The sequence below is a fragment of the Variovorax ureilyticus genome (assembly GCF_050632185.1).
Taxonomy (GTDB): domain Bacteria; phylum Pseudomonadota; class Gammaproteobacteria; order Burkholderiales; family Burkholderiaceae_C; genus Variovorax; species Variovorax ureilyticus_A.
In genome coordinates this window covers 3,139,343-3,151,048 of the sequence record NZ_CP192579.1, presented here as the reverse complement: position 1 = coordinate 3,151,048, position 11,706 = coordinate 3,139,343, and the positions used below count along the sequence as shown (strand labels likewise).

The following is an 11,706-nucleotide window of genomic DNA, read 5'->3' as shown; positions in this document are numbered from 1 at the left end:
ACAGGACGATTCATGGCCCAGGTGCTGTTCGATCTCGATGTACTGCGCAGCTTTTCGACTGGCATCGCGCTCGGCAGCTATGCCCGCGCGGCCGACCGCCTCGGGCGCTCGACCTCGGCGGTGAGCGCCCAGCTCAAGAAGCTCGAATCACAGGCGGGAACGCCCCTGTTCCGCCGGGCCGGCCGGGGCCTGCAGCTCACCGATGCGGGCGAGACGATGCTGGCCTACGCGCGCCGCATGCTGGAGATCAACGATGAAGCCGCGGCCGCGATGCGCGGTGCCGATCTGGAAGGATGGGTGCGCCTCGGGGTGCAGGAGAACCTCGGCGAATCGGTGCTGCCGGCCGTGCTGGGCCGGTTCTCCCGCGCGCATCCGAAGGTGCGCATCGAGGCCTGCATGGCGCGCAGCGGCGAACTGCGCGAGCGGCTGCGCCTCGGGCAGCTCGACCTCGCGCTGATCTGGGAGATCAAGGGGGCAGTCGTCGGCGCCGAATTGCCGCATCGCGAGCGGCTGGTCCGGCTGCCTTTGCAGTGGGTGGGGCCGGCCGAGCCCGAGACCCTCGACGTGCCGTGGTGGACGGAGCGCCGCCAGCCCGGCGCCCGCAGGTCGCGCGAGCCCCTCCCGCTGGTGCTGCTCGATGCGTCATGCCCGCTGCGCGCGACGGTGACGAACGCGCTCGATCGCGCGGGCATGCCATGGCGGCTTGCCTTCACGAGTTCGAGCCTCTCCGCATTGTGGGCGGCGACATCCGCGGGATTGGGGCTTTCGGCGCTCACCGCATTCGGCCTGCCGACCCATGTGCGTGCGCTCGATCCGGCGTCGATCGGCCTGCCGCCGCTGCCGCCCATGACGCTGGCCATGTACCGCGCGCAGGCCGAGCCGGAGCCCTCGGTCGCGAGACTGGCCGACCTGCTGCGGGATGCGGTGCGCGAGGGCACGCGCGCCTTCTGAGGTGCGGTGCCCGCGGCGCCTGCTTCAGGACGACAGCGCGCCGTCGTGCAGCAGCAGTTCGTCCCGGCCCTTCTGCGTGATGCCGACGACCTGCGCCGGGCGTTGCAGGAGCATCGCGATCGAGGGATGGTGCGCCGCCGGCACGAAGGCCACCACCAGCCCCGCGGCGCGCAGGATCCTGACCCTCTCGATGTCCGCGGTGCGCGTGAACGACATCGGCAGGGGCGAGCCGGCAATGCGGCGCAGAAGGTCGAGGGCCATGGTCGTCTCCTTGCCGATGCTCAGGTGCATGTTCAGAGGTCCTGCATGCCGAACGCGGGATCGCTCACCGTATGGCGGCCGGTTTCGATGCGGCCGGCCAGGCGGCGATAGAACGCCGGGTCGGAATCGCAGGTGACGGCGAAGTCGTACCAGTAGCCCTGGTCCTCGGTCTCCCAGTGCAGCTCGGCATCGTCGCCGCCCTTGACGCGCACCGTCCACGGGCCGTCGTGGCGATAGGCCTTGGCCTTCACGGTGAACACGCAAGGCGTCTCGCCCTCGTTGCGCAGCTTCAGGTGCAGCCGGCCGCTCTTCGCGTGGTAGCCCGCGCGGATCTCGGGGTCCGGCGCGTTGCCGGCGCGCAGCTTGTTGAGGTCGCCCTTGAAGTGACGGTGCCAGCCGTTGGGGCCGAGCACCCAGAGGTCGTACAGGCCGGCGTTGTCGGTCATCGCCGCCCAGGTGTCGTCGAGCCTTTCGCGCGGCTCGACCATGTAGCGATGCGGCAGCCGTTCGAGATGCAGCTTGTCGTAGACGTGGAACACCGCGCCCGCGTCGCCGGTGTTGGCGAAGACGAGCTTCACGCGGCCTTGCCGAACATCGGCGCGCAGGCTGGCATGCAGCTCGTAGGGCAGGGCGCGCGAGGGCCGCGTGCCGGTCGCCTGCTGCGGGAGCATCGGATTGGCTGGCGGCGTGATCTTCGCGAGCTTTTCCTGGTCGGCGCGCAGCAGATCCGCCTGATCGCGGGTCTTGCGGCCGGCGAGCGTCGGCAGCACTTCGTCATTGGGGCGTTCGAAGTTGAAGGCGCTGGTGAGGTCGCCGCACACCGCACGGCGGAAGCGGCCGATGTTCGGTTCCTTGACGCCGAAGCGCTTCTCGATGAAGCGGATCACCGAGGTGTGGTCGAACACCTGCGAGTTGACCCAGCCGCCGCGGCTCCACGGCGAGATCACGTACATCGGCACGCGCACGCCCGGGCCGTAGACGCGGCCGTCCGGCTTCGGCTGGCCGGTGGTGCCGGGCGGGTTCGGGTGGTTGAAGCGCTCGAAGGCGATATCGGCTTCGGGCAGCGTGGTCTTGCCGGCCGGCGTGCCGTCGGCGTTGATCGACGGCGCGGAAGGCGAGGGAGCGTGATCGAAGTAGCCGTCGTTTTCGTCGAAGTTGACGATCAGCACCGTCTTGCTCCAGACCTCCGGCACGGCGGTCAGGGCATCGAGCGTCTCCTGGACGTACCACGCGCCCTGCACCGGGCTCGACGGTCCGGGGTGCTCCGAATAGGTGGCCGGCGCGATGATCCAGGACACCTGCGGCAGCTTGCCGTTCTTCACGTCCTGGCGGAATCGTTCGAAGTAGGTTTCGGGGTTGTTGAAGTCGCCCGGCATCGTGTTGGCGATGCCCTTGTAGAGCGGGTTGCCGACGTCGTCGCTGGCCGGGTCGTAGGCCGGCGAGAGCGCGTCGTTGCTCACCGGCTTGCCGGAGGCTTCGTTGGCCTTGCGGTACTGGCGGAAGCCCGCGAGCGGGTTGTCGCCGAAGTTGTCGGGCATGTTCTGGTAGACCATCCAGCTCACCTTCGCGGCCTGCAGGCGCTCGGGGTAGGTCTTCCAGTCGTAGCCGAGCGTCGATGCATCGATCGAGTCCCACTCGTTGTTCACGGTGGCCACGCCGGCGCCGGTCGGGCCGTTGGTGCCGGTCCACACGAACATGCGGTTGGAGTTGGTGCCGGTGTGCATCGAGCAGTGATAGGCGTCGCAGACCGTGAAGGCATTCGCCAGCGCGAACTGGAAGGGCAGCTCGGCTTCCTTGAAGTAGCCCATCGAAGCCGCGGTCTTGTAGCGTGGCCATTGCTCCATGCGGCCGCCGTCCCATGCGTTCTGGCCGTCGACCCACGTATGCGGCGTGCCGCTGAAGCGCTGCGCGTTGCCCTTGCTGCTGTCGAGGTAGAACGGCAGTACCGGATTGCCGGTGGCATCGTTCTGCTGCCACACGCTGCGGCCTTGCGGCAGCGGAATGGTGAAGCGGTCACCGAAGCCGCGAACGCCGCGCAGCGTGCCGAAGTAATGGTCGAAGGACCGGTTCTCCTGCATCAGGATCACGACGTGCTCGACGTCGCGGATGGTGCCCGTCTCGTTGTGCGCGGGAATGGCGAGTGCGCGGCGGATGCTCGGCGGAAATGCGGCGAGCGTGGCGGCGGCGATGCCGGCGGAGGCGGAGCCCTGGATGAAGCGGCGGCGCGAGGTCATGGTTCTGTTTCTCCTTAGGGTGCGTAGCTGACGTCGGACGACGAGCTGCTGGCCGTGCCGGACGACGTGGCGGCTGCATCGCTCTTCTGGGTGGCGGTGGCGCTCTGGCTCGAGGACGATGCGCCGAGGGCGGCGGCCGAGCCGCTGCTGCTGCCGCCGCCGCAGGCGGCCAGCGGCAGGATCAGCGCGAGCGCGCTGATGAAGCGGGGAAACTGGGGAAACCCGTGCATGGGAGCTCCTTGATTCGTGTTGGTTGGCATGAGCGCCGCAAGACTAGGGAGCCGCGATGACACCGCCATGAACCGGCGATGACCTCCAGGCGACGTGGGCGTGACATGCCCGCCCGCCGCGCGAAAGGGACCCGGGTAAAATTCAGGTTCGGCGCTGGTGCCCCCCAGCGCCGAAGTTCATTCCGGGGCCATGTAGAGGAACACCATGTACAAAAACCTCGCAGCCGCGCTCGCGGCCGCCTGTTTTTCCTTCCCGCTTTTTCCCAACCCGCACCGAAGGCCGATCCGCTGAAGATCGGCTTCGTCTACGTCACGCCCGTCACCGATGCCGGCTGGACGCGCCAGCACGACGAGGGCCGCAAGGCCGTCGAGGCCGCGCTGCCCGGCAAGGTGAAGACCACCTACGTCGAGAACGTGGCCGAAGGCGCCGATGCCGAGCGCGTGATCCGCGACCTCGCGCAGCAGGGCAACAAGCTCATCTTCACCACGAGCTTCGGCTACATGGAGCCCACGATGAAGGTGGCGCGCGACTTCCCCGACGTGAAGTTCGAGTCGATCACCGGCTACAAGACCGCGCCCAACGTCGCGATCGCGAACGCGCGCTACTACGAAGGCCGCTACCTCGCGGGCGTGGCGGCCGGCCGCATGACCAAGACCAACGTCGCCGGCTACGTCGCGGGCTTCCCGATCCCCGAGGTGCTGCAGGGCATCAACGCCTTCACGCTGGGCATGCGCTCGGTCAATCCGAAGGCGCAAGTCAAGGTGGTCTGGCTCGACGAGTGGTTCGATCCGCCGAAGGAGCGTGAGGCCGCGATGACGCTGTTCAACCAGGACGTGGACGTCATCGCCTTCCACACCGGCTCCACCGCGGTAATGGCCGCGGCGCAGGAACGCGGCAAGCTCGCGATCGCCTACCACTCGGACATGCGAAAGGTCGCGCCCGATGCGCAGCTCGTCGCGGTGACGCACCACTGGGGCGACTACTACACCCGGCGCGCGCGCGCCGCGCTCGACGGCGCCTGGAAGAGCGGCAACACCTGGGGCGGCGTCAAGGAAGGGATGATCCGCGTGGGCGATTTCGGACCGAAGGTGCCCAAGCCGGTGCAGGACGAAGTGATCGCCCGCCAGAAGGACATCGGGAGCGGCAAGCTGAAGCCCTTCCAGGCAGTTGCGGCCGACGTGCGCGACAACGAGGGCCATGTCGTCATCGCCAAGGGCCAATCGCTCGGCGACGAGCAGATCCTCAACATGAACTGGCTGGCCGAAGGCGTGCAGGGACACGTGGCGCGCAAGACGCCCTGAGGCTCTGTTCAGCGGCCCGGCCGTTCAGTGAACAAAGCCGCGCTCGCGGTGGAAGTAGGCTCCTGCGGGGTCCAGGTTCTTGACCTTCTTCGCCGGCTGGCCGGCGTACACCACGTATTCCTCGGTGTGCGCCTTGTTCAGCAGCGATCCCGCGCCGAGCACCGTGCGATCCGGCAGTACCGCCCCGCCCAGCACGGTGACGCGGGTGCCCACCAGGCAGTAGGCGCCGATGCGGATCGGCTTGCAGTCCTGCAGATTCCGAAACACGTCGATGCCATGCGTGATCAGTTGCGAGCCGTAGCCGGCGATGGTGGTGAAGGGGCCGATCTCGATCCGGTCGGTGCAGTCGATGGTGTGCTGCTTGGTGATGGCCGAGTGCTCGCCCAGGACGAGCGCGGGATCGCGCTCGGCACGATGCCGGAAGTGCTCGCCGTGCCCCGGATGTCCGGTGATCCAGTTGGACCGCCCGATGTACGACTGCGCCCCGCACTCCATCCGGTCCAGGTGAATGGCCACGGTGAAGTGGTCGATGCGCGCGCCCTCGTGCATCACCAGTTCGCCCGGGAAGACATAGGCGAGCCCGATGCGCGCGCCGTCCGCGATCCGGTAGCCCCAGAAGCGCCGAAGCGCCCAGCGCTTGATCTTCCAGGGCAGTACGACGACGCCGAGCGCGAGCAGCCGCTTCATGATGCGCGTGTCCTGTGTTCGGCGATGGCGCGCTCGTAGGCGGCGCGGTAGCTCCTTGCCATCTGCGCCGCGCTGTAGTGCGTGGCGTTTTCCAGGCCGAGGCGGCGCATCTCGCCCAGGCGCGGTTCGGCCGCCTCCATCGCCGTGGCCATGGCGGCGGGATCGTAGGGGTCGACATACACCGCGCCCGTGCCACCGATCTCGTTCATCGGCGCGAGATCGGAGGTGAAGACCGGGCAGCCGCAGGCCTGCGCCTCGATGATCGGCCAGCCAAAGCCTTCCTGCAGCGAAGGAAAGATCAGCGCCGTCGCGCTCGCATAGAGCGCGCACAGCTCTTCGTGGGACACTTTTTGCACGGCCTTGACGCGGTCGGCCACGCCATGCTTGCGCGCCAGTTCGGCCATCTCGGGCACCAGTTCCGGGCCGACGAAAAGGAGGCGGTCCGCCATGGGCGGCTTGCCGGCAGCCGCGGCGCGCTCCTGCAGCGCGATGAAGGCTTCGAGGATACGGCGGCGGTTCTTGCGGTCCATGTCCAAGCCCACGTGGACGAGGTACTTGTCCTGCACCGAGGTCCCGAAGCGCTCGATCAGGCGTTGTGCCTCGTCCGGTTCCACCGGCGCGAAGTTGTCGTTCAGGCCGTTGAGGATGATGGTGACACGGCGCGCATCCGCAAGGCCGAGCGCGAGCAGTTCGCGCTCGGTCATGGCCGACACGCAGGCCACGATGTCGGCTTTCCCGAGTCCCGCGGAAATCAGGCGCTGGAACTGGCGGCCGGTCCAGCCGACATTCCAGCCTTCCACCATCCCGAGCGCGGCCTGCACCGCGATCACGTCGTGGCAAGTGATGACGTTCGGCTTGTCCTTCACCCACGGGATGTACATGCCGTTGGAATGGTCCGCCACGTGCACCACATCGGCCCAGCGCAGGTGCCGCCTGAGCATCGGGATGAACAGCACGAACTTGTCGACATAGCCCAGCCACTTCCACCAGCGCGAGCTCGCCGGCACGCGCAGCACCCGCTGGGGCGGCGAGATCACCCGGAGATCGCAGCCGACGCGGGGCATCTCGCGTTCCAGCATGCGCCCGAAGGCGAGCATGCTGGTCTGGCCGTCGGGCACGTAGTTGGCGATCAGAAGCACTTTCAAATTGGCGCTCTTGGCGGCGTCGCGTGAATTCATCGATCTACCTGGGGAAGAGGGAGGAACCGCCGGGTCGGCACCCGGAACGGGTGGAGCGTACCATCGGTCACCGCGACACCCTGTCGGCATGTGGCTTGCATGTAGCGCCCATCCATATAGCGCCCATATGTGCAAGCACATCGTGTACCCGCATTGCTGCCTTACCCTTCGAGCCCATGCAAGCGTACCGTGCCTCTCTTTTGCGATTCGATTCCGCCGGCCAGCCGGTCCATGACGAAGACGGCCTGCTCGTCGTCGGCCCCGATGCCGACGGGCGGCAGCGCGTGCAGGACGCGGGTGCCCATGCCGCGCTCGCCCGGCGCTATCCCGACGTGCCGGTCACGCACTGGCCGGGCCGCATCATCGCGCCGGGCTTCGTGGACATGCACATCCACTATCCGCAGACCGACATCATCGGAGCGCCGGCCGACGGCCTTCTTCCCTGGCTCGAGAACTACACATTTCCGGCGGAAGCCCGTTTCGCCGATCCGGACCATGCGGCCGAGGTGGCGGAGGTGTTCCTCGACGAGCTGATGCGCAACGGCGTCACGACCTCGCTGACCTTCGCGACCTCGCATCCCCAGTCGGTCGATGCCTTCTTCGAGGCCGCGCAGCGCCGCCGCCTGCGCATGATGACCGGCAAGGTGCTTCAGGACCGTCATTCGCCCGACGGCGTCCGCGACGAGGCCGAACAAAGCCTGATCGACTCGGAGTCGCTCATCCGCAAGTGGCACGACGTCGACCGGCTCGGCTATGCGATCACGCCACGCTTCGCGCCCACCAGCTCCGATGCCCAGCTTCGCGGCGCAGGCGAGCTCGCGGCCAAATACCCGGGCACCTGGATTCACTCGCACGTGGCCGAAAACAAGGACGAGGTCCGCTGGGCCCGCGAGCTGTTCCCGCGGGCGCGTTCGTACCTCGACGTCTACGCGGGCTTCGGCCTGATGCGCGAGCGCGCCGTGTACGCGCACTGCATCCACTTCGACGACGACGACCGTCGCCTCATGCGCCAAACCGGCACCGCGACCGCGGTGAGCCCGACCAGCAATCTCTTCCTCGGCAGTGGATTCTTCGATTTCGAAGGCGCCGACCGCATCGGCTACCCCTACGGTCTCGCGAGCGACGTGGGGGGCGGCACCAGCTTCAGTCCGTTCGCGACCATGCTGGCCGCCTACTACGCCGGCCGCGAGGGGCAGACCAAGCCCGGCATCAGCATTCCGCCGTCACAGCTCTGGTGGCGCCACACCGCCGGCGCCGCACGGGCGCTGGGGCTGGAGGGCGTGATCGGCAACCTGCAGCCGGGCTGCGAGGCCGACTTCGTGGTCATCAACCCGAAAGCCACGCCGCTGCTCGCGCGCAAGACCTCGCTGGCCGCGAACCTGGAAGAACTGCTGTTCGCGATGATCGTGCTGGGCGACGACCGCCTGATCGAGCGCACCGTGATCTCGCAGGCGCTGGCCGGCTGAGCGGTACAGACACCGGCCAGGCCCCTAGAATGGCGGCCCCCGAAACAGTTTTCCACGGCGCCCACCCTGTGCGCCACCAATGAAACCGGCGCACCCCAGGCCAGGGCACCCGCGGAACCGGCTTCGCCGGGCCGCCGGGTGCGCGCCCTCCCGCCGAAGGCGAGAGAGGGGAGCCGCGAAGCGGCTTGGGGGTGTTTACTCAAGACATCATGAGCATCAAGAGCGACAAGTGGATCCGGCGCATGGCCGAGAAGAACGGAATGATCGAGCCTTTCGAGCCCGGCCAGATCCGCGAGCAGGACGGCCACAGGATCATCAGCTACGGCACCTCCAGCTACGGCTACGACATCCGGTGCGCACCCGAATTCAAGGTGTTCACCAATATCCACAGCACGGTGGTCGACCCCAAGAACTTCGACGAGAAGAGCTTCGTCGACTTCCACGGCGACAGCTGCATCATCCCGCCCAACAGCTTCGCGCTCGCGCGCACGGTCGAGTACTTCCGCATCCCGCGCAACGTGCTGACGATCTGCCTGGGCAAGAGCACCTATGCGCGCTGCGGGATCATCGTCAACGTCACGCCCTTCGAGCCCGAGTGGGAGGGCTACGTGACCCTCGAATTCAGCAACACCACGCCGCTGCCGGCCAAGATCTACGCAGGCGAGGGCTGCGCGCAGGTGCTTTTCTTCGAGAGCGACGAGGTCTGCGAAACCAGCTACAAGGACCGCGGCGGCAAGTACCAGGGCCAGCGCGGCGTGACCCTCCCCAAGGCCTGAGCTTGCAGCGGGAGGATTCGCCTGCGCGTACCATCGTGCGGGCTCCGCGCGGAGCGCGGTCAAGGAGCGTGTCATGAGATGGGAAGGCAACGAACAGTCCGACAACGTCGAGGATCGGCGTGACGATGGCGGTGGTGGTGGATTCGGCTTTCCCGTCGGCGGGCGCGGCATCGGCATCGGCACCGTGGCGGTCGCCCTGATCGCCGGGTGGATCTTCGGCATCAACCCGCTGACGGTGCTCGGGCTGCTCAGCGGCGGCGGCGGGCCCGCTCCGCAGGTGCAGCAGGCGCCGGCGCACAGGCCGCCGTCGGACGACCGCGAAGCGGCCTTCGTTTCCACGGTGCTGAAAAACACCGAAGTGGTCTGGAGCGACATCTTCCGCCAGCAGGGCGGCACCTACATCCCGCCCAAGCTGGTGCTGTTCCGCGGCGCGACGCCGACGGCCTGCGGCACCGGCGAGTCCGCGATGGGCCCGTTCTACTGCCCGGGCGACAAGAAGGTCTACATCGACCTCGGTTTCTACGACACCCTGAAGAACCAGCTTGGCGCCCCGGGCGTGTTCGCGCAGGCCTACGTGATCGCGCACGAGATCGGCCACCACGTGCAGGACGAGCTCGGCATCACCGCCAAGGTGGACCAGATGCGCGGCCGCCTGAGCCAGACGCAGAACAATGCGGTCAGCGTCCGCGTCGAGCTTCAGGCCGATTGCCTTGCCGGCGTCTGGGCGCACCATTCGCAGCAGTCCAAGCAGTGGCTGGACCCGGGCGACATCGAATCCGCCATGAATGCCGCGCAGAAGATCGGCGATGACGCTCTCCAGCGCTCCGCCGGCCGCGCGGTGGTGCCGGACAGCTTCACGCACGGGACCAGCGCCCAGCGCCAACGCTGGTTCTCTACCGGATTCAAGAGCGGCGACCTGCGCGACTGCGATACGTTTGCGTCTAGAAGTCTCTGACCCCCAGCCTCGCGCACTTCGTGTCGCTCTGACACCCCCTTCCAGGGGGCAATCCCAGCGGCCCGGCGGAGCCGGTTCCGCGGGATTTCCGGGTTTGGATGTACCCGTCCGACGGGCTTGGGCATAGGGGTAACCCCATTCCTGCGACAATAGCGGGCTTCATGAGTAGTTCTTTCTCAAATCTCTCCTTGGCCGAACCCCTGGCGCGCGCCGTAGCCGAAATGGGCTACGAGACGATGACGCCCATCCAGGCACAGGCCATTCCGGTGGTGTTGTCGGGCCAGGACGTCATGGGTGCCGCCCAGACCGGTACCGGCAAGACGGCCGCCTTTTCGCTGCCGTTGCTGCAGCGGATGCTCAAGCACGAAAACAGTTCGACCTCTCCGGCACGCCATCCGGTGCGCGCCCTGGTCCTCCTGCCCACGCGCGAACTCGCCGACCAGGTCGCGCAGCAGGTCAAGCTCTACGCCAAGTACACGAACCTGCGCAGCACGGTCGTGTTCGGCGGCATCGACATGAAGCCGCAGACGCTCGAACTCAAGAAGGGCGTCGAGGTGCTGGTCGCCACGCCGGGCCGCCTGCTCGACCACATCGAGGCCAAGAACGCGGTGCTCAACCAGGTCGAGTACGTGGTGCTCGACGAGGCCGACCGCATGCTCGACATCGGCTTCCTGCCCGACCTGCAGCGCATCCTGTCCTACCTGCCCAAGCAGCGCACCACGCTGCTGTTCTCGGCCACCTTCTCGCCCGAGATCAAGCGGCTGGCCGGCAGCTATCTGCAGAACCCGGTCACCATCGAAGTGGCACGGCCGAACGAGACCGCCTCGACCGTCGAGCAGCATTTCTACAGCGTGGCGGATGACGACAAGCGCCGTGCGCTCAAGCAGATCGTGCGCCAGCGCGGCATCACGCAGGCCTTCGTGTTCGTCAACAGCAAGCTCGGCTGTGCGCGCCTCGCGCGTTCGCTGGAGCGGGACGGCCTGAAGACGACTGCGCTGCACGGCGACAAGAGCCAGGACGAGCGCCTCAAGTCGCTCGCTGCGTTCAAGGCCGGCGAAGTCGATCTGCTGGTGGCCACCGACGTGGCCGCGCGCGGCCTCGACATCAAGGACGTGCCGGCGGTCTTCAATTTCGACATCCCGTTCAACGCCGAAGACTACGTGCACCGCATTGGCCGCACCGGCCGCGCCGGCGCATCCGGCCTCGCGGTGAGTTTCGCGAGCGGCGGCAACGATGTCCGGCTGGTGGCCGATATCGAGAAGCTCATCAAGAAGAAGATCGACCTGGAGCCCGTCGAATTCGAAGAGGACCGCCCGCGCGGCCGCATCAACGACGGCCGCCGCCACTGGCGCGACGAGGGCGAAGCCGGCGACGAGCGCGACGTGCTCGACGCCCTGGACCGTCCGCGCGACCGCGCCGATTCGCGTCCGACCCGCAACGGCCGTCCGCATCGCGCACCGGCCGCACCGCGCGACCCCTTCTTCGAGAAGCCGTACGAGGCGCCCGAGCGCGAGGCCGCCCCCGCGTGGGAAGCCACCGCGAAGGCCACGCCGGTTCGTGGCGGCATCTCGAGCAACATCAAGACCAAGCGCAAGGTGGCGGCGCTTTTCAAGTCGTCTGAATAGGCAACCCCCCGCCTCGCTCACTGCGTGTAGCTCGGGCACCC

10 protein-coding genes and 1 pseudogene are annotated in these 11,706 nt (G+C 67.6%); 6 read left to right on the top strand and 5 right to left on the bottom strand.

What is annotated here, in order from left to right; genetic code table 11:
- The first annotated feature begins 12 nt into the window (after window positions 1-12).
- The gene (locus tag ACQ858_RS15560) at window positions 13-951 is read left to right on the top strand and encodes a LysR substrate-binding domain-containing protein (protein ID WP_431273586.1); all 939 of its coding nucleotides are present in this window, start codon (window positions 13-15) and stop codon (window positions 949-951) included.
- Between the two features lie 24 nt (window positions 952-975).
- On the opposite strand, the gene ACQ858_RS15555 is transcribed toward ACQ858_RS15560, so the two are convergent.
- The 3 genes from ACQ858_RS15555 to ACQ858_RS15545 are packed head-to-tail and all read right to left on the bottom strand — an operon-like array spanning window position 976 to window position 3,676.
- Entirely contained in the window at window positions 976-1,242 is a 267-nt protein-coding gene (locus tag ACQ858_RS15555; protein ID WP_431273585.1) for a hypothetical protein, read from the bottom strand.
- A 2-nt stretch (window positions 1,243-1,244) separates the two neighbouring features.
- Window positions 1,245-3,446, bottom strand: a complete 2,202-nt coding sequence (locus ACQ858_RS15550) for a phosphocholine-specific phospholipase C (protein ID WP_431273584.1) — start codon at window positions 3,444-3,446, stop codon at window positions 1,245-1,247.
- A 14-nt stretch (window positions 3,447-3,460) separates the two neighbouring features.
- A complete protein-coding gene (locus ACQ858_RS15545) occupies window positions 3,461-3,676 on the bottom strand; it encodes a hypothetical protein (RefSeq protein WP_431273583.1) in 216 nt (71 codons plus the stop codon).
- Window positions 3,677-3,881: 205 nt separating this feature from the next.
- Between ACQ858_RS15545 and ACQ858_RS15540 the strand changes: the two are divergent.
- Window positions 3,882-4,978: pseudogene (locus ACQ858_RS15540) on the top strand (BMP family ABC transporter substrate-binding protein).
- Window positions 4,979-5,002: 24 nt separating this feature from the next.
- Here ACQ858_RS15540 and ACQ858_RS15535 read toward each other — a convergent pair.
- Window positions 5,003-5,665, bottom strand: a complete 663-nt coding sequence (locus ACQ858_RS15535) for an acyltransferase (RefSeq protein WP_431273582.1) — start codon at window positions 5,663-5,665, stop codon at window positions 5,003-5,005.
- The gene (locus ACQ858_RS15530; protein WP_431273581.1) at window positions 5,662-6,843 is read right to left on the bottom strand and encodes a glycosyltransferase family 4 protein; all 1,182 of its coding nucleotides are present in this window, start codon (window positions 6,841-6,843) and stop codon (window positions 5,662-5,664) included. Before ACQ858_RS15530 ends, ACQ858_RS15535 begins: the two co-directional genes overlap by 4 nt.
- A 176-nt stretch (window positions 6,844-7,019) precedes the next feature.
- On the opposite strand from ACQ858_RS15530, the gene guaD reads away from it, so the two are divergent.
- From guaD to ACQ858_RS15510, 4 genes are all read left to right on the top strand, one after another.
- On the top strand, window positions 7,020-8,309 hold the full coding sequence (gene guaD, locus ACQ858_RS15525; RefSeq protein WP_431273580.1) for a guanine deaminase: 1,290 nt from the start codon (window positions 7,020-7,022) through the stop codon (window positions 8,307-8,309).
- Window positions 8,310-8,518: 209 nt separating this feature from the next.
- Complete coding sequence (gene dcd / locus ACQ858_RS15520) at window positions 8,519-9,085, top strand: dCTP deaminase (protein ID WP_106555705.1); 567 nt, start codon at window positions 8,519-8,521, stop codon at window positions 9,083-9,085.
- Window positions 9,086-9,158: 73 nt separating this feature from the next.
- Window positions 9,159-10,040: a KPN_02809 family neutral zinc metallopeptidase gene (gene ypfJ, locus ACQ858_RS15515; RefSeq protein WP_431273579.1), complete on the top strand. Its 882-nt coding sequence runs from the start codon at window positions 9,159-9,161 to the stop codon at window positions 10,038-10,040.
- Window positions 10,041-10,201: 161 nt separating this feature from the next.
- On the top strand, window positions 10,202-11,665 hold the full coding sequence (locus ACQ858_RS15510; protein WP_431273578.1) for a DEAD/DEAH box helicase: 1,464 nt from the start codon (window positions 10,202-10,204) through the stop codon (window positions 11,663-11,665).
- Window positions 11,666-11,706: the final 41 nt, after the last annotated feature.